Source organism: Stenotrophomonas sp. GSD10, assembly GCF_056172695.1.
Window position 1 is genome coordinate 1,442,580 of record NZ_JAOCMC010000002.1, and the last position, 22,863, is coordinate 1,465,442.

The following is a 22,863-nucleotide window of genomic DNA, read 5'->3' on the forward strand; positions in this document are numbered from 1 at the left end:
AAGCTCGACTCTACAAAAGCGGGGGCTTACGCTGCTGCGGCCTGCTCCCGGCGCGGGCCTTCACGCAGGGCGCGGCCGACCATGCCCACCAGCAGGTCCAGCTCCTCGCTGTCCATGCCGAAGTGCGGGGTGAAGCGCAGCGAGTTCTCGCCACCGTGGATCACGTTGATGCCGTGCTGGCGCAGCCATTCCTCGGTGGAGTGGGTGCCGTAGCACTTGAACTGTGGGGCCAGCTCACAGGAGAACAGCAGGCCGGTACCCTGCACCTTGGTGATCAGGCCGCCCAGCTCGCTCCTGAGCTGCTCCAGCTTGCGCACCGCTTCGGCGCCGCGCTCGGCGATGTTGGCGCGCACCTGCGGGGTCAGCTGCGCCAGCGTGGCGCAGGCCACGTCCAGTGCACGCGGGTTGCTGGTCATGGTGTTGCCATAGATGCCCTTGCGGTACAGCTGTGCGGCATGGTCGGTCACCGCCAGCACCGACAGCGGGAACTGCGCGGCGTTGAGCGCCTTGGAGTAGGTCTCCATGTCCGGCGGGTCCAGGCCTTCAAAGCCTGGATAGTCGACCACCGACAGCACGCCATGCGCACGCAGGCCGGCCTGGATCGAGTCGAGCAGCAGCAGGCTGCCGTGCGCGCGGGTCAGCTCACGGGCAACGGCATAGAAGGACGGCGGCACCGAACGGCCCGGGTCGCCTTCGCCCATCACCGGCTCCAGGAACACCGCCTCGATGAACCACTGGTTGCGCGCGGCATCCTCGAACACCTTGCGCAGGCCGGCCTCGTCGTACGGCGCCACGGTGATCACCGAGTCCTCGCCGCGGTAGCTGGCCAGGTGCTGCAGGTAGCTCTTGCGGCTGGAATCGGAGTACAGCGCCGGCCGATCGGTGCGGCCATGGAAACTGCCCTTGACCACCACGCGCTTGATCGCGGCGCCGGCGTGGCGTGCGCCCGGGTCGGTCTGCAGCTTGGCGTTGACGTCGGCGATGCGCGCGGCCAGGCCGACCGCCTCGGAGCCGGAGTTCAGGCACATGAAGCGGGTGAACGGGCAGCCGCCACGGCGGTGGCCGATCTCCGCACGCAGGGCGCTGATGAAGCGCTGCTGCGACAGGCTGGGGGTCATGATGTTGGCCATCACCTGCGGACGCGCCATCGCCTCCAGCACCACGTCCGGGGTGTGCCCGAAGCCGAGCATGCCGTAGCCACCGGCGTCGTACAGCACCGCGCCCTTCAGGGTGACCACCCACGGGCCGCGCGCGGCCAGCGCCACGTACGGGGTCACCGCGTCATCGGCATAGAAGTTGACGAAACCGTCCTGCATCGCATCGATCTGCGCCTGTTCGTCCTGCGCCAGCAGCGGCCCCAGGTCGGCCTGCACGCGCGCGAATTCCTCGGCGGCCGCGTCCACGGCGGCGATCAGCTGCGGGTGGTTGGCGGACAGAGCGGTCAGGGTCGCGTCGTCCAGGCCGGTGGTGAGACGAGTGCCGGGCTGGCTGCGCAGGGGGCGAGGCGTTCGATGAAGCTCATTGCAGATCTCCTGAAACGTTGGGTCGCACGGGCCTTCAAAAGCAAAACGCGCGTCATCACGCGCGCTTGGGGCAGGCTCGTGCAGCGGACTTCCAACTCGATGCTAGCACTTGTTTTTTTGCGCGATAACCCCGCAAAAACCTGCTGCATAGCAGCATTTTGCGCGACGTTCGCCGCGAAGCACGCCGGCTCGCAGACGCTGGCCGTACAATGCGCGCCATTGTCGACCTGTTGCCGCCCACTGCCTTGAAGAAGTCCGATTTCCATTACGACCTGCCGGCTGAACTGATCGCGCAGGCGCCCCTGGCCGAACGCTCCGCCAGCCGTCTGATGCTGGTGCCCGCAGCGCCGGCCGCCTTCACCGACCTGCAGGTGCGCGATCTGCCGTCGCTGCTGCAGCCGGGCGACCTGCTGGTGTTCAACGATACCCGGGTGATCCCGGCGCGCCTGTTCGGGCAGAAGGCCAGTGGTGGCCGCGTGGAGATCCTGATCGAGCGCCTGCTCGGTGGCCAGCAGGCCCGCGCGCAGGTCGGTGCCAGCAAGTCGCCGAAGGCCGGCAGCCGCATCGCGCTGGACGCGGGCGGCGAAGCGGAAGTGCTGGGCCGTGATGGCGAGTTCTACGTGCTGCAGTTCCATGTGCCGGAGTCGCTGGAGCAGTGGCTGCTGCATGCCGGCCGCCTGCCGCTGCCGCCGTACATCCAGCGCGAACCGGGCGTGGACGACCGCGAGCGCTACCAGACCGTGTTCGCGCGCGAAGTGGGCGCGGTGGCCGCGCCAACGGCCGGCCTGCACTTCGACGAACCGCTACTGGCCGCGCTGAAGGACAAGGGCGTGGACTTCGGCCACGTCACCCTGCACGTGGGTGCCGGCACCTTCCAGCCGGTCCGTGCCGATGACCTGAAGGACCACGTGATGCACCGCGAGTGGCTGAACGTCGGCGCCGAACTGGTGCAGCAGGTGCGGCGTACGCGCGCGGCCGGCGGCCGGGTGATCGGCGTCGGCACCACCGTGGTGCGCGCGCTGGAAAGCGCGATGCGCGATGGCGAACTGCTGCCGTTCGCCGGCGAGACCCAGATCTTCATCACCCCGGGCTATCGCATCCGCAGCGTCGACGCGATGGTGACCAACTTCCACCTGCCGGAAAGCACGCTGTTGATGATGATTTCCGCGTTTGCCGGCAAGGAGCGCGTATTCGAGGCCTACCAGCACGCGATCGAGCAGCGCTACCGCTTCTTCAGCTACGGCGACGCCATGCTGCTGTTCCCGCAGGCGGGGTAGGGGGCTGACCTCTGCCTGCTTGTGGTGGGGGCGCGCCGTTGGTGCGCACGGGTCGCGCCCGGAACATCGAATCCACGCATGGCGTGGCTCTACTACCGCCATGCGTGGATGAATTCGGCAGCCCCGGCCATCCCGGGCGGACCGCTCCGCCGGGCACCGCCCGGCGCCGCCGGAGCAGGAAGGGCGGTTTTGGGAGACAATAGGCGACTATTTGCCTGAACGACCGCTCCATGTCCCGACTGCAGTTCCAGCTCAAGACCCGCGACGGCCGTGCCCGTCGTGGCCGCCTGACCTTCCCGCGTGGCACGGTGGAAACGCCGGCTTTCATGCCGGTGGGTACCTATGGCTCGGTCAAGGGCATCCTGCCGGACCAGGTGCGCGCGCTGGGCGCTGAGATCATCCTCGGCAACACCTTCCACCTGTACCTGCGCCCGGGCCTGGACATCATCGCCGACCACGGCGGCCTGCATGGCTTCTGCCGCTGGGATGGCCCGATCCTGACCGACTCCGGCGGCTTCCAGGTGTTCTCGCTGGCCCATCGCCGCAAGATCACCGAGCAGGGCGTGACCTTCGCCTCGCCGACCGACGGTGCCCGCGTGTTCCTGGGTCCGGAGGAGAGCATGAAGATTCAGAAGGTGCTCGATTCGGACGTGGTGATGATCTTCGATGAGTGCACCCCGTACCCGGCCACCGAGGACGTCGCCCGTCGTTCGATGGAGCTGAGCCTGCGCTGGGCCCAGCGCAGCCGCAACGCGCATGACGAGCTGGGCAACGACGCGGCCCTGTTCGGCATCGTGCAGGGCGGGGTGCATACCGACCTGCGTAGCCGCTCGGCCGAGGCCCTGCAGGCGATCGGCTTCGACGGCTACGCCATCGGCGGCCTGGCCGTGGGCGAGCCCGAGCACGAGCGCAATGCCATGCTCGACCACCTGGACCCGGAGCTGCCCGGCGACCGCCCGCGCTACCTGATGGGCGTGGGCCGGCCGGAGGACCTGGTGGAGGGCGTGGCCCGCGGCGTGGACATGTTCGATTGCGTGATGCCGACCCGCAATGCGCGCAACGGCCACTATTTCACCTCGTTCGGCACCGTTCGCATCCGCAACTCCCAGTACGCGCGCGACATGGACCCGATCGAGCCGGGCTGCGGATGCGTGGCCTGCACCGGCGGCTATACCCGCTCCTACCTGCGCCACCTGGACCGCTGCAACGAGATGCTGGCGCCGATGCTGGGCACCCTGCACAACCTGTTCTATTACGAAAAGCTGATGGCCGACATCCGGGCCGCGATCGAGGCGGGAACCTTCCTGGCCTTCCGCGAGTCCTTCTACGCGGCACGTGGGGCGGTGGCCCCGCCCCTGTAACTCCGGATGCCCCCTGCCGAACGGCCCAAGGACGAACGCCTGGGGCCGTGGCATACTTCAAGGCTGACCCAGATCCGCGGTCGACACCCCCGCCCCTGAAGGGACGGGAGCGCCGCCCAACCAAAGGACCAACGATGAACCTGCTTGCCTTCCTGATTCCCGCCGCCCACGCCCAGGCCGCCGGCGGCCAACCGCAGGGCATGGGCCTGACCACGCTGCTGTTCCCGATCATCCTGATCGCCATCATGTACTTCCTGATGATCCGCCCGCAGATGAAGCGGCAGAAGGAGCACAAGGCCATGCTGGAGAAGATCAAGCGTGGCGACGAAGTGCTGACCAACGGCGGCATCGCCGGCATCGTCACCGACATCGGCGACAACTTCATCACCATCGAAGTGGCCGACAACGTGCGCATCCGCGTGCAGAAGGGCGCCGTCGGCAACGTGCTGCCGGCCGGCACCCTGAAGTCGGCCCAGTAAGCCACTCCCTTTCCGATGCACAACCGCGGCGCCGGGGATGGCGCCGCGCGGGACCCAAGCAATGCTCGAATTTCCACGCTGGAAGTACGTCGTCATCCTGATCGTACTGGCGCTCAGCGCGCTGTACGCGCTGCCCAACATCTACCAGAAGGACCCGGCCATCCAGATCACCGCCAACCGTGGCGGGCAGATCGACGATGCGCTGCGCGACCGTGTGCTGGCCGACCTGAAGACGGCCGGTGTCACCACCCTTGGTGCCGAGAAGGAAGGGGAAAGCCTGATCGTCCGCCTGCCGGACCTGAAGGCGCAGTCCGCGGCCAGCGATGCGCTGCGTGACACCGTCGGTGAAAAGTACACCGTGGCCCTGAACCTGGCCTCGACCGTGCCGGACTGGCTGTCCAAGCTCGGCGGCCGCCCGATGGTGCTGGGCCTGGACCTGCAGGGTGGCGTGCACTTCGTGCTGCAGGTCGACCAGAAGGCTGCGCTGGACAAGCGCCTGGATGCCTATACCGAAGACGTGCGCAGCACCCTGCGTGACGCCCGCATCGCCTACCAGTCGGTGGAGCGCCGTGCGGACAACAGCATCGTGGCCAACCTGAGCCCGTCCGCCGGCGATGACGCCGCGCAGCGTGCCCGCGCCGCCCTGGTCAAGGCGCAGCCGACCCTCGGCTATGACGTCAGTGGCAGCCGCATCACGGTGACCGTGCCGGAAGCCGAGATCGCACAGATCGCCAACGGTGCCATCGAGCAGAACATCAACACCCTGCGCAACCGCGTGAACCAGCTCGGCGTGGCCGAGCCGATCATCCAGCGCCAGGGTGCCGACCGCGTGGTCGTGCAGCTGCCGGGCGTGCAGGACACCGCCGAAGCCAAGCGCATGATCGGCGCCACCGCCACCCTGGAATACCGCGCGGTGGTGGAAGGCAACGCACAGGACGCGATCAGCTCCGGGCGCATCCCGCCGGAAGCCAAGGTCTACCAGCGCCGTGACGGTGGCGGCCCGATCCTGCTGAACAAGCGCGTGATCGTCACCGGCGACCAGATGGTCGGCGCGCAGGCGGTGACCGACTCCAACAGCGGCTCGCCGGCGGTCAGCGTGACGCTGAACAATGTCGGTGGCCAGCGCATGTTCGACTTCACCAGCGCCAACGTGAACAAGCCGATGGCGGTGGTCTACACCGAGCGCGTGCCGACCGTGACCGTGGTTGACGGCCAGGAAGTGCGTGGCTTCAAGGTCAACGAGGAAGTGATCTCGGTGGCCAACATCAACGGCGTGTTCGGCAAGAACTTCCAGACCACCGGCCTGCAGAAGAAGGAAGCCGAAGACCTGGCCAAGCTGCTGAAGTCCGGCTCGCTGGCCGCGCCGATGGACTTCGTCGAAGAGCGTGTGGTCGGCCCGAGCCTCGGTGCCGAGAACGTCAAGAACGGCATGCGCGCGGTGGTGTTCGCGTTCCTGTTCACCCTGGTGTTCTTCAGCGTGTACTACCGCATGTTCGGTGTGATCACCTCGGCGGCGATGCTGTTCAACCTGCTGATCGTGGTGGCGGTGATGTCGCTGTTCGGCGCGACCATGACCCTGCCGGGCTTCGCCGGCCTGGCGTTGTCGGTTGGCCTGTCGGTGGACGCCAACGTGCTGATCAACGAGCGTATCCGTGAAGAGCTGCGTGCCGGCGTGCCGGGCAAGACCGCGATCGTGACCGGTTACGAGCGAGCCTCGGGCACCATTCTCGACGCCAACCTGACCGGCCTGATCGTCGGTGTGGCGCTGTTCGCATTCGGTACCGGTCCGCTGAAGGGCTTCGCGCTGACCATGATCATCGGTATTTTCGCCTCCATGTTCACTGCGATCACCGTGTCGCGTGCGCTGGCGACGCTGATCTACGGCCGCCGCAAGAAGCTCCAGAACGTGGCCATCTGACGGGACGACACGCACAATGAAACTGTTTCCGCTGCACATCCTCCCGAACGACACCAAGATCGACTTCATGCGTTGGCGCCATGTCGCCATGGCAGTCACCATCGTGGTGTTCCTGGCGTCGATCAGCATCATCGCGTTCAAGGGCTTCAACTACGCGCTGGACTTCACCGGCGGCACCCTGATCGAAGCCCGCTTCGACAAGCCGGTGGACGTCGAGCAGGTCCGTACCAAGCTCGAGCAGAATGGCTTTGATGGCGCCCAGGTGCAGAGTGTCGGTGGCAACACCGACCTGCTGATCCGCCTGGCTCCGCACGGCGAGCACGCCCCGGGCACCGGCGCTGCCGCCACCGAAGACAAGGCGACCGCTGCGGCTGTGGTGAAGGCTCTGTCGTCGGCCGACAACCAGGCCACGGTGTTGCGTAACGAGTTCGTGGGTCCGCAGATCGGCAAGGATCTGGCGATGAATGGCCTGTACGCCACCATCTTCATGCTGGCCGGCTTCCTGATCTACATCGCGGTGCGCTTCGAATGGAAGTTCGCGGTCACCGCCAGCATCGTGGCCATGTTCGACCTGATCGTGACGGTGGCTTACGTGTCCCTGCTGGGCCGTGAGTTCGACCTGACCGTGCTGGCCGGCCTGTTGTCGGTGATGGGCTTTGCGATCAACGACATCATCGTGGTCTTCGACCGCGTCCGCGAGAACTTCCGCAGCCTGCGCGTGGACTCGATGGAAGTGCTGAACCGTTCGATCAACCAGACGCTGTCGCGTACGGTGATCACCGCGGTGATGTTCTTCCTCTCGGCGCTGGCCCTGTACATGTACGGCGGCAGCTCGATGGAAGGCCTGGCCGAGACACACATGATTGGTGCGGTGATCGTGGTGCTGTCCTCGATCCTGGTGGCGGTGCCGATGCTGACGATCGGTTTCCTGCGCGTCAGCAAGCAGGACCTGCTGCCCAAGGCAAAGGATGTCGAGGCTCTGGCCCGTCGCCCGTAAGCGTTCGCGCTGCCCGCAACACACAGAGAACCCCGCGCAAGCGGGGTTCTTTGCTGGCAGGGCTTGCAGCCCTGCACCCGCCGAAACCAGAGCAACGTCAACGTCCAAAGCGGAGCTGGCTTTCTGCTGGTTGGGCGGGGCCCTGTGGGTTGGCAGGACACGCCGTAAACCCATCCATGGGGGCTCGATGGCGCCATCCATGGCGCCAACGGTCCTGCCAACCCACAGGGCCCCACCTCTGACAGATTCCTGCGGCTGTTGGTAGGTGTCGACCTTGGTCGACACGTCTGTCAGATATCGAATGAATTCAATCGTGTCGACCAAGGTCGACACCCACCAGAGCAGAATGCGGTTCCGACAGATCGCAGAGAACTGTCGAAGGCGGGGTGGGTCCGGTTGCGGGGGTGTCCGCGGCATGGATGCCGCGGCCAAGCCTACAAGGACGTACTTGCGGCGTCCCCCGCAACCGGACCCACCCCGCCATCCTTCAGGAACCGGCTTTAGCTGTTGCCTCGGCTCTGGCCGTTGCTTCGGCGGGTGCAGGGTGCAACCCTGCAGAACAAACCCCACCCTACGCCAGCGTCGGTTGTGCAATCGGCCCCCGCGCACTACGATCCTGCGGTTCGCGCGCGCAGGCGCGCGCCCGTACTCCTGCTGAGCGCCCCGCGCGCCGCATCTGCCAACCCGAGGTATCCATGGTCATCAAACCGCGCGTCCGCGGCTTCATCTGCGTCACCACCCACCCGACCGGCTGCGAGGCCGCGGTCAAGCAGCAGATCGACTACATCCGCGCGCGTCCGCCGATCCAGAATGGCCCCAAGCGCGTGCTGGTGATCGGCGCCTCCACCGGCTACGGCCTGGCCGCGCGCATCACCGCTGCCTTCGGCAGCGGCGCCGCGACCCTGGGCATCTTCTTCGAGCGCCCGGGCAGCGAGACCAAGCCGGGCACGGCGGGCTGGTACAACTCGGCGGCGTTCCACAAGTATGCCGACGAAGCGGGTCTGTACGCCAAGAGCATCAACGGCGATGCCTTCTCCGATGAAGTGAAGGCGAAGACCATCGAAATGATCAAGGCTGATCTCGGCCAGGTCGACCAGGTCGTCTACAGCCTGGCCGCGCCGCGCCGCAAGCATCCCAAGACCGGCGAGATCATCAGCTCCACGCTGAAGCCGATCGGCGAGCCGATCACCCTGCGTGGCCTGGATACCGACAAGGAAGTGCTGACCGAGACCCATCTGCAGCCGGCTTCCCCGGAAGAAATCGCCGGTACCGTTGCGGTGATGGGTGGTGAAGACTGGCAGATGTGGATCGACGCGCTGGCCGATGCCGGCGTGCTGGCCAACGGCTGCACCACCACCGCCTTCACCTACGTGGGCGAGGAGATCACCCAGGCCATCTACTGGAATGGCTCCATCGGTGCCGCCAAGAAGGACCTGGACAACAAGGTGCTGGGCCTGCGCGAGAAGCTGGCCAAGATCGGCGGCGACGCGCGTGTATCGGTGCTCAAGGCCGTGGTCACCCAGGCCAGCTCGGCCATTCCGACCATGCCGCTGTACCTGTCGCTGCTGTTCAAGGTGATGAAGGAAAAGGGCACCCACGAAGGCTGCATCGAGCAGTTGGACGTGCTGTACGACATCCTCTACGGCGGCAAGGCCGACGGCGTGGCGATCGATCGCCTGCGCCACGACCTGGTCGATGGCGACGGCCATAGCGTCGCGCTGATCGATGAGGAAGGCCGCCTGCGCGCCGACTACAAGGAAATGGCCGCCGATGTGCAGGGCAAGGTCGTCGCGCTGTGGCCGCAGGTGACCAACGAGAATCTGTACGAGATCAGCGATCTGGCCGGCTACAAGGCCGACTTCCTGCGCCTGTTCGGCTTTGGCGTGGAGGGCGTGGACTACGAGGCCGACGTCAACCCGGACGTGAAGATCGACAACCTGGTCGACATGACCTGATCACCGAAAAGGCCGGCGAACGCCGGCCTTTTTGTTTCTGTAGAGCCGAGCCATGCTCGGCTACGCTTTGCCTGGGCCCGGCAGCCGAGCATGGCTCGGCTCTACAGGCAGGGATCACCCGAATTCGAAGCCCATCTCCGGCAGCGCCGGGCCGACAAAATCGCCCTGCACGTAATCCACGCCGGCACTGAACAGCAGCGTCATCGAATTGGCATCGCTGACGAACTCGGCGATGGTGCGGATGCCGGCTTCCTGCGCGCGTGCGGTGATCTGGCTGATGCGGTCGATGTTCTCGCGGGTGGCCGCCAGATCACTGGTGAAGCCGCGGTCCAGCTTCAGGAACTGCGGCTGGAAGTGCGCCAGCAGCTGGAACGAATCCAGCCCTGAACCGAACTGCTCCAGGCCGATGCGGCAGCCCAGCGGCGCCACGTCGGCCAGGAACTGCTGGGCGCTGCGCAGGTGGGTGAACACCTTGGCTTCCGGCGAATGCAGCCACAGCCGTTCGCCGGGCACGCCGCGTGCCTGCAGTTCACGGCGCAGGGTGGCCACCATCTGCGGGTCGTCAAACGACTCCGGCGTCACTTTCACCAGGACCTGGGTGGCATGGCCCTCGGCTGCGCGCTGGCCCAGTACCGAAATGGCCTGGGTGACCACCCAGCGGTTGATGTCGGCCAGCAGCCCATGCTCCTCGGCAATGCCAAGGAAGGCGGTCGGACTCAACAGCTCGCCGTTGTGTTCCAGGCGCAGATAGGCCTCGTACAGTTCCAGCGGCTCGCCCTGCAGGTTCAGCACCGGCTGGTAGTGCAGCTGGAAACCGTCGCCGGCAAGCGCCTCGCGGATGCGTGCAACCCAGCGCAGCACGCGCTCCTGCTCAACACGGTCGACCGCGGCCGGATCGAAGATGCGGCAGGTGTTGCCCAGTTCGGCCGCGGCCTGTGTGCACTCGCTGGCGCGTGCCAGCACCTGGCCGATGCTGGCGATCTTCTCGCCCACCTGCACGCCGCCGATGCTGACGGTTACTGTGGCCGAGCGCGCGCCGATGCTGAACACATGCGCGGCATAGGCCTCGCGGATACGCTCGGCCAGTGCCACGGTCTGTGCGTACGGGCCGGCCTGCAGCACGGCGAAGCTGTGCTCGCCGAAGCGCGCCAGCTGTGCCTGTTCGCCCACCACCTCGGTGAGCAGGGCGGCCAGGGCGCCAATCAGCGTGTCGGCCGAGGCCAGGCCGATATCCGGCAGCAGGCGTGCGTAATGGTCCGGCTCGATCAGCAGCAGGCCGAACTGGCCTTCGCTGCGGCCGGCCTGGGCCACTGCGCTTTCCAGCTGCAGCATGAAGGTGGGACGGTTGAGCAGGCCGGTGACCTGGTCGCGCTGGCGCAGGTCCTCGACCTCGCGCGCCAGCTCCGGATCGAACTCCATGCGGCGGCGGAGCACGACCTGCAGGCAGGATTCACCTTCGTAGGTGGCAGCGGTGAACTCCATCGTCGCCGGGAACGCGCTGCCATCTTCATGGCGGGCATCGAGCTGGTACTGCGGCGGCGGCGCCTCGCCACGGCTCAGGCCCTTCAGCAGCTGCTTGAAGCCCTCCACATGCTGGGCCGCGACCATGTCCAGCAGCGAGATGCCTTCGATGTCGTCGAACTGTTCATAGCCGAACATCTCCAGGTAGGCCTCGTTGGCGCGGATGTGCATGCCTTCATGCACATAGGCGATGGGGTCGCGCGAGGAGGCGATCAGTGCATCGCAGCGGCGCTCGGTCTCGCGCATCTGTGCCTCGATGCGTCGCAGGCCGCGGCGGGCCTGCAGATCGACCCACTGGTCGCGGACCACGGCCAACAGATGCTCGGCACGCTGGCGCAGGGCGAGGGCGCGGATGCCGTGGCTGCTGGCCTGCACCAGTTCGTCCTCGTCGATGCGTTCGGCCAGCAGCACCAGCGGGATGTCCTTGCCGCTGGCGGCAATGTGCTGGGCGACCAAGGGCAGCGGAATACCCTGCGACGGCGAGGCCAGGACCAGATCGATGGCCTGGCTGGCCAGCACCTGGGCCAGCTCGGCGGCATCCTGTGGGCGCCAGGGGCGCACCGCAATGCCGCTGTTGCGCAGGGTGCTGACGATGGCTTCGGCATTCTCGCCGCTGTCATCGATGATCAGCAGGCGGATGGTGATGTCGTTCGCGTTCTGCATGCACTGCTCCCCAATCTGCGAACCTAGATACACGATGCGCGGCGAACCGTCCATGCGCGGCCCCCTTGTGCGCGCCGAACGGCGAAGTGGTTCACACCACGCCGCCGGCTGCGTGGCCGCTGGCCCAGGCCCATTGGAAGTTGTAGCCGCCCAGCCAGCCGGTCACATCCAGCACCTCGCCGACAAAATGCAGGCCGGGCACGCGCTTGGATTCCATCGTCGAAGAGGACACCTCAGCGGTGTCCACGCCGCCCAGGGTGACCTCGGCGGTGCGATAGCCTTCGGTTCCGCTGGCCACCAGCGGGAACGCGCCCAGCAGCTGCGCCGCCTGGCGCAGCACCGGCTCATCCAGCTGGCGCACCGGGCGGTCGGGCAACCAGTGTTCGCACAGGCGCTGCGCAAAGCGCTTGGGCAGCACTTCGCCCAGTACCGTGCGCAGCTCGGCAGCGGGGCGCTCGCGCTTCATCTGGCGCAGCCACTCGCCGGCATCCTGACCGGGCAGCAGGTCCAGCTCCAGCGCATCGCCGGGTTGCCAGAACGAAGAGATCTGCAGGATCGCCGGGCCACTCACGCCACGGTGGGTCAGCAGCATGAAGTTCTGGAAACGCTTGCCGTTGCAACGTGCCTCGATCGGCAGCGCCACGCCGCTGAGGTCGGCCAACCGCTCCTGGTGCGTGCCGCTGAGCGTGAGCGGCACCAGGCCGGCGCGGGTCGGCAGCACCTGGTGGCCGAACTGGCGCGCGATCTCATAGCCGAAGCCGGTGGCGCCCATGCTCGGAATCGACAGGCCGCCGGTGGCCACCACCAGCGAAGCACAATGGAACAGACCCTGAGTGGTGTGGACGCGGAAGCCATCACTGCCGTGCTCGATGCGCTGCACGCTGCACCCGGTGCGGATCTGCGCGCCGGCGGCCTGGCACTCATCCACCAGCATTTTCACGATCTGCTTGGACGACTCGTCACAGAACAGCTGGCCCAGCTCTTTTTCGTGATACGCGATGCCGTGCTTGTGCACCAGCTCGATGAAATGCCAGGGCGTGTAGCGTGCCAGCGCCGATTTGCAGAAGTGCGGATTGGCCGACAGGAAGTTGGCCGGGGTGGTGCCGGTGTTGGTGAAGTTGCAGCGCCCGCCGCCGGACATCAGGATCTTCTTGCCGACCTTGTTGGCGTGGTCGATCACCTGCACCTGGCGGCCGCGCTGGCCGGCGGTGATTGCGGTCATCAGCCCGGCCGCGCCGGCGCCGATGACCACCACGTCGCAACGGATGGTGCTCATGCCTTGGCGCGCTTGCGCCAGTTCGGGATCACGTCGAGCTGCATCTGATCGTTGAGCAGCTGCACCTCGCCGTCCTGGATCAGCACGCTCCAGCGCATCGCACGCTGGATCTGCTGGCCCCACTGTTCAACGAAGGCGCCGTCGAGGTCGACCACCGAGAGGTTGTCGAAGCGCGCCAGGCCCTTGCCCTGCTTGCCCCACCAGATCTCCGAGGCGTTGCCACCATAGTTGATCACCTGCACCTGGCGGCTGCGGTTGCTGGCCTTCCGGATGCGTGATTCGTCCGGATGGCCCAGGTCGATCCACTGCAGGATGTCGCCGGTGTAATCGTGTTCCCACAGGTCCGGCTCGTCATCGGTGCTCAGGCCGCGGCCGAACTCCAGGCGGTCGCCGGCATTGAGGGCGAAGGCCAGCAGGCGCACCATCAGGCGCTCGTCGGTCTCGGACGGGTGCTGGGCCAGGGTCAGGTTGTGGGTCGCGTAGTAGCCGCGATCCATGTCGCTGATCTGCAGTTCGGCCTTGCGGATGGTGGCGGTGAGGGCCATGGAGGATCCGTCGACTAAAGACGACAATGATAGAGGTTTGCTTGAGGGGTGTCCGTGGCCGTGCTGTGTGCGTGCCGTCGACGAGGGTCCCCTTGCGCTCATTTCCAGCAGCGGAGCCGATGCGATGACGATGCCCAGCCGATTGCAGCTGCCGCCGGGGCACTGGCCCAGCCTGCTTGACGGCCTGTGCGCGCGCTTTCCGCGCATCGACCGCGCGCAGTGGCTGGACCGCTTCGCCCGTGGCCGCGTGCAGGATGCCCACGGCAGGGCGCTGGCGCCGGACCAGCCGTGGCGGGTCGGGCTGGAAATCCGCTACTTCCGCGAAGTGGCCGACGAAGCGGTGATTCCGCATGCCGAGCACATCCTGCATCTGGACGACAATCTGCTGGTGGCCGACAAGCCGCACTTCCTGCCGGTGACCCCGGCCGGCGGGCATGTGCGGCAGACCCTGCTGGCGCGGCTGGTGGCGCGCACCGGCAATACGGAACTGGTGCCGCTGCACCGGCTGGATCGGCTCACCGCCGGGCTGGTGCTGTTCTCGACCCGGCTGGCCACCCGCGATGCCTATCAGCGGCTGTTTCGCGAGCGTCGTATCGAAAAGACCTATGAGGCGCTGGCGCCGGCACTGCCGGGCATGGCCTTCCCGCTGCAGCGGCACAGCCGCCTGGTGCCGGGCGAGCCGTTCTTCCGCATGGCTGAAGTGCCCGGTGAGCCCAATGCGCGCAGCCGCATCGAACTGATCGAAGCCGACGGGCCGGTCTGGCGCTACCGGCTGCTGCCGGACACCGGGCGCAAGCACCAGCTGCGCGTGCATATGGCGATGCTGGGGGCGCCGATCATCGGCGATGACCTGTACCCGCAGTTGCAGGCGCGGCTACAGGGGGCGGTTGAGCCCCCTGCAGCTGCTGGCGCAGGGGTTGGCCTTCGACGATCCTTTGAGCGGGGAGCCGCGGCGGTTCAGCAGCCAGCGCTGCCTGTGCCTGCCCGGCCAGGGCGAATAAGGCCGTTCAGCGAACCGGGCGCCGCGCCAGCCAGCGGTCCAGCTCTGCGGCGAACAGTTGCCGGTCGCGCGGCCCAAGCGGCGGCGGGCCACCGGTCTGGACCCCGGCACCGCGCAGCTCTTCCATGAAATTGCGCATCGACAGCCGCTCGGCCATGTTGTTGGGGGTGTACAGCTGGCCGCGCGGGTTCAGTGCCACTGCCTTCTTTTCCAGCACCAGGGCTGCCAGCGGGATGTCCTGGGTTACCACCAGGTCGCCGGCCGCGACCCGCTCGACGATCGCACTGTCGGCCACGTCCAGCCCTTGGGGTACCTGGATCGAGCGCAGCCAGCGCGAGGGCGGGGTGCGGATCCACTGGTTGGCGACCAGGGTCAGCTCGATCCCGACCCGTTCGGCGGCGCGGAACAGGATGTCGCGGATGACGGTAGGGCAGGCGTCCGCATCCACCCAGATACGGGGAGGGCCGGTTCAGCGTGGGTTTCAGCTTCAGTCATTTACCCAGTGTAGGGTAGGAAAAACCTGAATGGGGACTCGGAGTTAGCCCCGACAAGCTGCCAGCCCTTGTCACACCTAGGGGCCGGCCTGTTCCCATGAACGTGCGGGCTATCGCTTTTTGCAGAAAACACGCGTATCGTGCGACCCACTGTGTTTGCTAGGGTCACCGTGAATCGTGGCCTGGTGCAGTTGATCTCACGATCCGCTCATCGATCCGCTTTACCAACGCCTGCAACTCAGTCTCGGCCCCGATACCCGGCGGCTGCGATTTTTTTCAACATGTGTTTCAGGAGTTAGTAAAATGTCGGAACGTCAGACCGGTACCGTCAAGTGGTTCAACGATGCCAAGGGCTTCGGCTTCATCACCCCGGAAAGCGGCCCGGACCTGTTCGTGCACTTCCGTGCCATCCAGGGCACCGGCTTCAAGACCCTGCAGGAAGGCCAGAAGGTTACCTTCATCGCCGTCCAGGGTCAGAAGGGCATGCAGGCTGATCAGGTGCAGGCGGTCTAATCCGTCTGCTACCGCTTGGTAGCCAGAACGCCGGAAGCGAAAGCTTCCGGCGTTTTTTGTTGCCCACCGTTCCGTAGAGTCGAGCTTGCTCGACTGCCGTGCAGAAGCAGTCGAGCAAGCTCGACTCTACCGGGCGCGGTAGGATGAACCTCCCGCCAAGGATCATCCCCATGCGCATCGTCCACCACCTGGAAAACTCCCGCTCACTGCGTGTTCTGTGGATGCTGGAGGAGCTGGGCCTGGACTACGAGCTTCGCCGCTACCCGCGCGATCCGAAGACGTTGCTGGCGCCGCCGGAGCTGCGCACGGTGCATCCGCTGGGCAAGTCCCCGGTGTTGCAGGACGGTGAACGGGTGCTGGCGGAATCCGGTGCGATTCTCGATTACCTGGCCGACCGCTACGACACCCAGCGCCAGTTGTCGCCGCCGCCGATGCCGGCCGACGGGGCCGAACGCATGGCCTACCGTTACTGGCTGCACTACGCCGAAGGCTCGGCGATGCCGCCGTTGCTGCTGACCCTGGTGATGGGGCGCATCCGCAGCGCGCCGATGCCGTTCTTCGCGCGCCCGATCGCACGCAGCATCGCCGACAAGGCCGAGCGCGGCTTCATCGGCCCGCAGCGCCGCCTGCACCTGGACTGGATGGAGCGGCGCCTGGCTGAAAGCCCGTGGTTTGCCGGCGAGCGCTTCAGTGCCGCCGACATCCAGATGAGTTTCCCGATCCAGGCCGCGGCCGCACGTGGCGGTGGCCTGGACGACAAACCTGCATTGCGTGGTTTCCTCAAGCGCATCGGCGAGCGCCCGGCGTACCAGCGTGCCGAGGCCCACGGTGGCCACCTGCAGGCGCTCAGCGGCAATTGAGGCGGGCGGCAGTCGCCCCCATTTCAAGCCCATGGATACCGACAGCCCCCGTTTCGACAACCGCCTGCTGAACGTACTGCCGGGCGACCCTGAATCCGGACCGCGCCGCCGTGAGGTCCGCGGCGCCGCGTGGTCGCCGGTCATGCCGACCCCGGTGGCCGCGCCCACGCTGCTGGCTTGGTCGCCGGAGGTGGCCGCCATGCTCGGCTTCGATGCCGATGAGGTGGCAAGCGAAGGCTTCGCGCGCGTATTGGGCGGCAATGCGCTGTACGCCGGCATGCAGCCGTGGGCGGCCAACTACGGCGGGCATCAGTTCGGCCATTGGGCCGGGCAGTTGGGCGATGGCCGCGCGATCTCGCTGGGTGAACTGCTGGCGCCGGATGGGCGTCACTGGGAGCTGCAGCTGAAGGGCGCCGGCCCGACCCCCTACTCGCGCGGCGCCGATGGGCGTGCAGTGCTGCGTTCGTCGATCCGTGAGTTCCTGTGCAGCGAGGCGATGCATCACCTGGGTGTGCCGACCACGCGTGCGCTGTCGCTGGTCGGGACCGGCGAAGAGGTGGTGCGCGACATGTTCTATGACGGCCATCCGCGTGCCGAGCCCGGCGCCATCGTGTGCCGGGTGTCGCCCTCGTTCCTGCGTTTCGGCTCGTTCGAGCTGCCGGCATCACGAGGTGAAACCGCCCTGCTGCAGCAACTGGTGGATGCCTGTATCGCTCGTGATTTCCCCAACTCGAAGGGCAGGGCGAGGCGCTGTATGGCGACTGGTTCGCGCAGATCGCGGTGCTCACCGCCGAGATGATCGCGCACTGGATGCGTGTCGGCTTCGTGCACGGGGTGATGAACACCGACAACCTGTCCGTGCTCGGCCTCACGCTGGATTACGGCCCGTATGGCTGGGTCGAGGACTTCGATCCAGACTGGACACCGAACACCACCGACGCGCAGGGGCGGCGCTATCGTTTCGGTACCCAGCCGCAGGTGGCGTACTGGAACCTGGGGCGGCTGGCGCAGGCGCTGTCACCGCTGTTCGCCGACGTGGCACCGTTGCAGGCGGGGCTGGCGGCATACCAGTCCACCTTCGTGGCCTGCACACGTCGCGATGCCGCCGCCAAGCTGGGCCTGGCCGCCGCCGACGATGACGACCTGCAGCTCTATCAGCGGTGGCAGCAGCTGATGCAGGATGGCGCGATGGACATGACCCTGGCCTGGCGCGCGCTGATGCGCATCGATCCGGCCGTGCCGGATGTGGCCGTGCTGGACGCGGTGTTCTACGACGACGCGCGCAGGCAGGCGGTGCAGGCGCCGCTGCAGCAGTGGCTGCAGGACTACGCCACGCGGCTGCGCGCCGACCCGCTGTCGGCCAGCGAACGCACCGCGAAGATGGCGGCGGCCAACCCGCTGTACGTGCTGCGCAACTGGCTGGCACAGGAGGCCATCGACCGCGCCGAGCAGGGCGACCTCGGCGGTGTTCATGCATTGCAGGACGTACTGCGCGACCCGTACACCGAGCGCCCGGGGCTCGAGCACTTCGCCGGCAAGCGCCCGGCGTGGGCCGACAATCGCGCCGGCTGCTCGATGCTGTCCTGCAGTTCCTGAGGGTGGGGTTCGGCAGGGCTGCGCCCTGCGCCCGCAGAGGCCAGGTCAACAGCCAGAGCAAAAGCTGGATTCCGTGGTTTGGCGGGGCGGTTTCGGAGTGCGGGGACGCCGCAAATACGTCCGTGTAGGCTTGGCAGCCGCATCCATGCGGCTGACACCCCGCACTCCGACACCGCCCCACCTCCGACAGACTCCCGCTGCTGTGGGTAGGTGTCGACCTTGGTCGACACGGTAGATCCACGCCATGCGTGGATGCTCTTCGTTCAATTCTCGAAATATTCGATTTCGATGGAGATTCATCCGCGCATGGCGTGGATCTACGACAGACCGCAGGAACCTGTCGAAGGCGGGGTGGGGCCGGTGGCAGGAGTGTCCGCGGCATGGATGCCGCAGCGAAGCCCCCATGGACGGGTTTACGGCGTCTCCCGCCATCAGACCCACCCCGCCATCCCACAGGAAGCCAGATTCTGCCGTTGCCGTTGCCGTTGCCGTTGCTTGAAGCCTCTGCAGGTGCCGGGCGCAGCCCGGCCGAACACCCCAACAGGCAGGCGACGCCCGGAACGGGTACCCTATGCCGCCATCAGATAGCCAACCTGACATGACCGACGCCATCGTCGCTCCGCAGTGGGCCTCGCGCCTGCGCGACATCGCCGACTTCCCCAAGCCCGGCATCCTGTTCAAGGACATCATGCCGCTGCTCGCCCACGGCGAGGACTTCCGCGGCGCGATCAGCGCGATGGCCGACCGTTGGCGCGACCAGAAGCTGGACGCGGTGGTGGGCATCGAATCGCGCGGCTTCATCCTCGGTGCCGCGATGGCACTGGAACTGGGCGTGGGCTTCGTGCCGGTGCGCAAGCCGGGCAAGCTGCCCGGCCAGGTGCTGCGCGAGGAATACACGCTGGAATACCGCAGCGACTGCATCGAAGTGCACGCCGATGCGCTGCCGGCCGGTGCGCGCGTGGCGATCATCGACGACGTGCTGGCCACCGGCGGCACGCTGGGCGCCGCGCTGTCGCTGGTGCGCCGCCTGGGTGTTGAGGTGGTGGGTGCCGGCGTGCTGGTCGAGCTGGACGGCCTCGGTGGCCGTGCGCGCTGGGAAGCGGGCCTGCCGCTGCACACCGAACTGGTGTTCTGATCGAAGGGTGGGGGCCAACCAAGGTTGGCCGCTACCAGGTCAGATCGTTGCCAGCCGGGGTTGGCAACGCTGCGTCAATCACATCATCCGCACGCGGAAACGACGGCCCTTGATCTTGCCGGCTTCCAGTTTGGCCACGGCCTTGTTGGCCTGCTCACGGGCGATCGCCACGTAGGAGCGGGTCGGGAAGATCGCAATCTTGCCGATGAACTTGCTCGACAGGCCGGCGTCGCCGGTTAATGCGCCGAGGATGTCGCCGGGGCGCAGCTTGTCGGTCTTGCCGCCGTCGATGCGCAACGTGCGCATTGCCGCTTGCGGCAGCTCGGCCGGGCGCGAGGTCGCCAGCGGCGTCTTCTGCCAGTCCAGCGGCTGCCCCATCTGCGCTTCGATCGCTTCGGCACGGGTCTTTTCGCGACCGGCCACCAGGCTGATCGCCAGGCCGCTGGCACCGGCACGGCCGGTGCGGCCCACGCGGTGCTGGTAGCTCTCCACGTCGGTCGGCAGCTCGTAGTTGATCACCGCCGCCAGTTCTTCCACGTCCAGGCCACGCGCGGCCACGTCGCTGGCCACCAGCACGTTGCAGCTGCGGTTGGCCAGCAGCAGCAGCACTTCCTCGCGATCGCGCTGCTCCATGTCGCCATGCAGGGCCAGCGCGGAGAAGCCGAACTGCTGCAGCGAATTGGCAACCTCGTCCACGTCCTTGCGGGTATTGCAGAACACCACCGCCGATTCCGGCGTGTACTTCAGCAGCAGGCCGGCCAGTGCCTTCTGACGGTGGGCCGGTTCCACCTCGCAGAACATATGGCGGATTGCCGGTGCCTGGTCGGCGCCTTCCACGGTCACTTCCACCGCCTCGCGCAGCAGGTCACGCGCCATGGCGCGGATGCTGTCGGGGAAGGTGGCCGAGAACAGCAGGCTCTGGCGGTCCTTGTGGGTGCGGCCGGCAATCTCGCGGATCGGCTCCTCGAAGCCCATGTCGAGCATGCGGTCGGCTTCGTCCAGCACCAGCGTGCGCACTGCGCCCAGGTTCAGTGCACGCTTGCGCGCCAGTTCCTGCACGCGGCCGGGCGTGCCGACCACCACATGCGGGTCGTGGCCCTCCAGCGAGGCCAGCTGCGGACCCAGCGGCACGCCACCGACCAGCAGCAACAGCTTCAGATTCGGAATGCCGGTAGCCAGCTTGCGGATCTGCTTGCCGACCTGGTCGGCCAGCTCACGGGTCGGGCACAGCACCAGCGCCTGCACGCGGATCAGGCTGGGGTCGATGGACTGCAGCAGGCCCAGGCCGAAGGCGGCGGTCTTGCCACTGCCGGTGGGTGCCTGTGCGATCACATCGCGGCCATCGAGGATGGCCGGCAGGCTCTGCGCCTGCACGGGGGTAAGAGTGGTGTAGCCGAGGGCATCCAGGCCGGGCTGCAGGGCCGGGCTCAGCGGCAGGGTCGAGAAGTCAGTCATGGCGCATTGTACCTGCCCGCGCGGCCGGTCCCGCCTAATGGGGCGGGGTCGGATGCCTTTCCGCAGGAAAGGGCTCTGACCCCCAACTGGAGCCGCCACCCACTGGTGGGTGCCGACCGTTGGTCGGCACTGCCCTCAGCCCAGCACCGCCAGCACGCCCTGGTGGATCGCCAGGCCACCGAACAACAGCCAGGCAAACAGGATCGACGCCAGCAGCAGCGGCTTCAGGCCGGCCTGGCGCAGCGCCGAGACGTGGGTGGTCAGGCCCAGCGCGGCCATCGCCATTGCCAGCAGCACCGTGTCCAGCTGCACCAGCCCGGCCTGCAGGCCAGCCGGCAGCAGATGCAGCGAGTTGAAACCGGCCACTGCCACGAAACCGAACGCGAACCACGGCACCACGATGCGTGCCTTGCCGCCGTCGGCGCTGGGCTTGCCGCTCCGCGCCAGCCACAGCGACAGCACCACCAGGAACGGTGCCAGCAGCATCACCCGTACCATCTTGGTGATCACTGCGGTATCAGCCGCCGCTTCGTTGACCGCACGGCCCGCGGCCACCACCTGTGCCACTTCATGCACCGTCGCACCGGTGAACAACCCGTACTGCCGTGCATCCATCGCCAGCCAGCCATGCGACTGCACCAGTGCGTACAACGCCGGGTACAGGAACATCGCCAACGTGCCGAACACCACCACCGTCGACACCGCCACGGTGACCTGCACCGCGCGTCCGCGAACCACCGGTTCGGCGGCCATCACCGCCGCCGCGCCGCAGATCGCGCTGCCGGCACCGATCAGCATCGCGGCCTCGCGTTCCATCCGGAACACGCGTACGCCCAGCCAGCAGGCCAGGCCGAAGGTGCTGGCGACCACCAGCACGTCCATCAGCACACCGGCCACGCCGACATGGCCGATGTCCTGGAAGGTCAGGCGCAGGCCGTACAGCACGATGCCGGCGCGCAACAGCCAATGCTTGGAGAACCCGACACCGGCCGCACTGCTTGGCGCCAACCGCGGGTAGAAGGTGTTGCCAACCACGATGCCGGCCACGATGGCCACGGTCAGCGCGCTCAGGCCGTGGGCCTGCAACCAGGGCAGCTCGGCCAGGTACAGCGACGCGGCCGCCACCATGCCGACCAGCAGCAGGCCGGGCAGGCGCGGCTGCCAGCGTTGGCGCAGGGCGGGCAGGGACCAGGGTGACAGGGCAGGGGCGTTCATGGCGAGGGCAGGGCTGAAGTGACGGTGCAAGCGTGCGCCCGCACTGTTGACCTGTAAAACGAATAATATGGGTGAAACCTACCTATCAAGCGGGTAATCGCCATGCGCCTGACCTTGCGCCAGTTGCAGGTGTTCGTCGCCATCGCCGACCACGGCAGCACCACCGCGGCGGGCCAGGCCATCGCGCTCTCGCAGTCGGCCAGCAGTGCGGCCCTGCAGGAACTCGAAGCGCACTTCGGCACGCCGCTGTTCGACCGCATCGGGCGCCGCCTGGCTCTGAACGGGCACGGCCGCGCGCTGCTGGAGCCGGCGCGTACGCTGCTGGTCAACGCTGCCGACCTCGAGCGGCAGCTGGCTGCGGGCGGCGACCCGGCACAGGGCGCCCCCTGCGGCTGGTACTGGCCGCCAGTACCACCATCGGCAACTACCTGTTGCCGCCGCGCATCGCCGAGCTGCTGCGCCAGGCACCGCAGGCCGAGGTCGATCTGCGCATCGACAACAGCGCCGGCGTGGTCGCCGCGGTGCAGCGCCTGGATGTGGACGCCGGGCTGATCGAAGGCCCCTGCCACGAGCGCGGCCTGCAGGTGACCGCCTGGCAGCAGGACCCGCTGGTGATCGTGGCTGCCGCCGATGCCCCGGCGCGCTGGTCGCTGCAGCAGCTGCGCGGCGCACGTTGGCTGCTGCGTGAACCCGGCTCCGGTACCCGCGAGGCGGTGGAACAAGCCCTGCTGCCGCACCTGCGCGGCTTCGCGCAGACCCTGCAGCTGGGCAACACCGAAGCGATCAAGCAGGCCGCGATCGCCGGCCTCGGCCTGGCCTGCCTGTCCCGTCATGCGCTGGAGGAGCCACTGGCGCTCGGCCGCCTGCGCATACTCCAGACCCCGCTGCCTGCCCTGCAGCGCACGCTGTGGCTGGTACGGCATCCCGGCAAGCAATGGCTGCCGGGGTTGCAGGCGTTGTTGGGGGACGTGGAGGGTAGGCGCGCCTTTTTGTGGCGTCGACCGTTGGTCGACTATCGCGCGCAGCGCGGGCTGTTCGCGGGCGTAAGGGAAGCGCAGTCGACCAGCGGTCGACTCTACC

Annotated in this window: 16 protein-coding genes and 3 pseudogenes; 12 read left to right on the forward strand and 7 right to left on the reverse strand. The window is 67.3% G+C overall.

Translation table 11 applies throughout. From position 1 onward, the window contains the following. Nucleotides 1-26: 26 nt before the first annotated feature. Nucleotides 27-1,529: an aminotransferase class III-fold pyridoxal phosphate-dependent enzyme gene (locus N4G47_RS07005; RefSeq protein WP_475289904.1), complete on the reverse strand. Its 1,503-nt coding sequence runs from the start codon at nt 1,527-1,529 to the stop codon at nt 27-29. 203 nt (nt 1,530-1,732) lie between these two features. Here N4G47_RS07005 and queA point away from each other — a divergent pair, with 203 nt between their 5' ends. The 6 genes from queA to fabV all read left to right on the forward strand — a co-directional run bounded on the left by queA (nt 1,733) and on the right by fabV (nt 9,510). Then, nucleotides 1,733-2,800, forward strand: a complete 1,068-nt coding sequence (gene queA / locus N4G47_RS07010) for a tRNA preQ1(34) S-adenosylmethionine ribosyltransferase-isomerase QueA (RefSeq protein ID WP_475286066.1) — start codon at nt 1,733-1,735, stop codon at nt 2,798-2,800. 230 nt (nt 2,801-3,030) lie between these two features. Continuing rightward, complete coding sequence (gene tgt, locus N4G47_RS07015) at nt 3,031-4,161, forward strand: tRNA guanosine(34) transglycosylase Tgt (protein ID WP_006434331.1); 1,131 nt, start codon at nt 3,031-3,033, stop codon at nt 4,159-4,161. A gap of 134 nt (nt 4,162-4,295) precedes the next feature. Then, nucleotides 4,296-4,640, forward strand: coding sequence for a preprotein translocase subunit YajC (yajC, locus tag N4G47_RS07020; RefSeq protein ID WP_006434333.1), 345 nt, complete (start codon nt 4,296-4,298; stop codon nt 4,638-4,640). Between the two features lie 61 nt (nt 4,641-4,701). Beyond that, on the forward strand, nt 4,702-6,558 hold the full coding sequence (gene secD, locus N4G47_RS07025) for a protein translocase subunit SecD (RefSeq protein WP_249844288.1): 1,857 nt from the start codon (nt 4,702-4,704) through the stop codon (nt 6,556-6,558). A 16-nt stretch (nt 6,559-6,574) separates the two neighbouring features. Further along, a complete protein-coding gene (secF, locus tag N4G47_RS07030; RefSeq protein ID WP_107232703.1) occupies nt 6,575-7,555 on the forward strand; it encodes a protein translocase subunit SecF in 981 nt (326 codons plus the stop codon). Between the two features lie 695 nt (nt 7,556-8,250). Continuing rightward, nucleotides 8,251-9,510, forward strand: coding sequence for an enoyl-ACP reductase FabV (gene fabV, locus N4G47_RS07035; protein WP_475286069.1), 1,260 nt, complete (start codon nt 8,251-8,253; stop codon nt 9,508-9,510). Nucleotides 9,511-9,624: 114 nt separating this feature from the next. On the opposite strand, the gene N4G47_RS07040 is transcribed toward fabV, so the two are convergent. From N4G47_RS07040 to N4G47_RS07050, 3 genes are all read right to left on the reverse strand, one after another. Then, nucleotides 9,625-11,694, reverse strand: coding sequence for an EAL domain-containing response regulator (locus N4G47_RS07040; protein WP_475286071.1), 2,070 nt, complete (start codon nt 11,692-11,694; stop codon nt 9,625-9,627). Nucleotides 11,695-11,785: 91 nt separating this feature from the next. Beyond that, nucleotides 11,786-12,970 (reverse strand): BaiN/RdsA family NAD(P)/FAD-dependent oxidoreductase, encoded by a 1,185-nt coding sequence (locus N4G47_RS07045; RefSeq protein ID WP_475286073.1) that lies wholly within the window; start codon nt 12,968-12,970, stop codon nt 11,786-11,788. Continuing rightward, the gene (locus tag N4G47_RS07050; RefSeq protein WP_475286075.1) at nt 12,967-13,515 is read right to left on the reverse strand and encodes a YaeQ family protein; all 549 of its coding nucleotides are present in this window, start codon (nt 13,513-13,515) and stop codon (nt 12,967-12,969) included. Before N4G47_RS07050 ends, N4G47_RS07045 begins: the two co-directional genes overlap by 4 nt. Before the next feature lie 124 nt (nt 13,516-13,639). Between N4G47_RS07050 and N4G47_RS07055 the strand changes: the two are divergent. Further along, nucleotides 13,640-14,516: pseudogene (locus tag N4G47_RS07055) on the forward strand (pseudouridine synthase). Between the two features lie 6 nt (nt 14,517-14,522). Here N4G47_RS07055 and N4G47_RS07060 read toward each other — a convergent pair. Further along, entirely contained in the window at nt 14,523-14,963 is a 441-nt protein-coding gene (locus N4G47_RS07060) for a YaiI/YqxD family protein (protein WP_253146067.1), read from the reverse strand. Between the two features lie 349 nt (nt 14,964-15,312). Here N4G47_RS07060 and N4G47_RS07065 point away from each other — a divergent pair, with 349 nt between their 5' ends. The 4 genes and pseudogenes from N4G47_RS07065 (at nt 15,313) to N4G47_RS07080 (ending at nt 19,113) form a co-directional block, all read left to right on the forward strand. After that, on the forward strand, nt 15,313-15,522 hold the full coding sequence (locus N4G47_RS07065; RefSeq protein WP_005416210.1) for a cold-shock protein: 210 nt from the start codon (nt 15,313-15,315) through the stop codon (nt 15,520-15,522). A 170-nt stretch (nt 15,523-15,692) separates the two neighbouring features. Beyond that, nucleotides 15,693-16,382 carry a glutathione S-transferase family protein gene (locus N4G47_RS07070; protein ID WP_475286078.1) on the forward strand — a complete coding sequence of 230 codons (690 nt, stop codon included), beginning with the start codon at nt 15,693-15,695 and terminating at the stop codon, nt 16,380-16,382. A gap of 31 nt (nt 16,383-16,413) precedes the next feature. Continuing rightward, nucleotides 16,414-17,978, forward strand: a pseudogene (locus N4G47_RS07075) (protein adenylyltransferase SelO). Nucleotides 17,979-18,576: 598 nt separating this feature from the next. Next, nucleotides 18,577-19,113, forward strand: coding sequence for an adenine phosphoribosyltransferase (locus N4G47_RS07080; RefSeq protein WP_107232694.1), 537 nt, complete (start codon nt 18,577-18,579; stop codon nt 19,111-19,113). Between the two features lie 78 nt (nt 19,114-19,191). On the opposite strand, the gene dbpA is transcribed toward N4G47_RS07080, so the two are convergent. Beyond that, on the reverse strand, nt 19,192-20,568 hold the full coding sequence (gene dbpA, locus N4G47_RS07085; RefSeq protein WP_309340158.1) for an ATP-dependent RNA helicase DbpA: 1,377 nt from the start codon (nt 20,566-20,568) through the stop codon (nt 19,192-19,194). 135 nt (nt 20,569-20,703) lie between these two features. Then, a complete protein-coding gene (locus N4G47_RS07090; RefSeq protein ID WP_475286081.1) occupies nt 20,704-21,783 on the reverse strand; it encodes a YeiH family protein in 1,080 nt (359 codons plus the stop codon). 102 nt (nt 21,784-21,885) lie between these two features. Here N4G47_RS07090 and N4G47_RS07095 point away from each other — a divergent pair. Further along, nucleotides 21,886-22,757 (forward strand): annotated as a pseudogene (locus N4G47_RS07095) (LysR family transcriptional regulator); the annotation flags it as partial. Nucleotides 22,758-22,863: the final 106 nt, after the last annotated feature.

Excerpts from the sequence above, each read along its gene's own strand:
- queA (WP_475286066.1), top strand. The coding sequence starts at position 1,733 with ATGCGCGCCATTGTCGACCTGTTGCCGCCCACTGCCTTGAAGAAGTCC.
- N4G47_RS07090 (WP_475286081.1), bottom strand. The coding sequence starts at position 21,783 with ATGAACGCCCCTGCCCTGTCACCCTGGTCCCTGCCCGCCCTGCGCCAA.
- tgt (WP_006434331.1), top strand. The coding sequence starts at position 3,031 with ATGTCCCGACTGCAGTTCCAGCTCAAGACCCGCGACGGCCGTGCCCGT.
- N4G47_RS07040 (WP_475286071.1), bottom strand. The coding sequence starts at position 11,694 with ATGCAGAACGCGAACGACATCACCATCCGCCTGCTGATCATCGATGAC.
- N4G47_RS07065 (WP_005416210.1), top strand. The coding sequence starts at position 15,313 with ATGTCGGAACGTCAGACCGGTACCGTCAAGTGGTTCAACGATGCCAAG.
- yajC (WP_006434333.1), top strand. The coding sequence starts at position 4,296 with ATGAACCTGCTTGCCTTCCTGATTCCCGCCGCCCACGCCCAGGCCGCC.
- dbpA (WP_309340158.1), bottom strand. The coding sequence starts at position 20,568 with ATGACTGACTTCTCGACCCTGCCGCTGAGCCCGGCCCTGCAGCCCGGC.
- N4G47_RS07050 (WP_475286075.1), bottom strand. The coding sequence starts at position 13,515 with ATGGCCCTCACCGCCACCATCCGCAAGGCCGAACTGCAGATCAGCGAC.
- N4G47_RS07045 (WP_475286073.1), bottom strand. The coding sequence starts at position 12,970 with ATGAGCACCATCCGTTGCGACGTGGTGGTCATCGGCGCCGGCGCGGCC.
- N4G47_RS07070 (WP_475286078.1), top strand. The coding sequence starts at position 15,693 with ATGCGCATCGTCCACCACCTGGAAAACTCCCGCTCACTGCGTGTTCTG.
- secD (WP_249844288.1), top strand. The coding sequence starts at position 4,702 with ATGCTCGAATTTCCACGCTGGAAGTACGTCGTCATCCTGATCGTACTG.
- secF (WP_107232703.1), top strand. The coding sequence starts at position 6,575 with ATGAAACTGTTTCCGCTGCACATCCTCCCGAACGACACCAAGATCGAC.
- fabV (WP_475286069.1), top strand. The coding sequence starts at position 8,251 with ATGGTCATCAAACCGCGCGTCCGCGGCTTCATCTGCGTCACCACCCAC.
- N4G47_RS07080 (WP_107232694.1), top strand. The coding sequence starts at position 18,577 with ATGACCGACGCCATCGTCGCTCCGCAGTGGGCCTCGCGCCTGCGCGAC.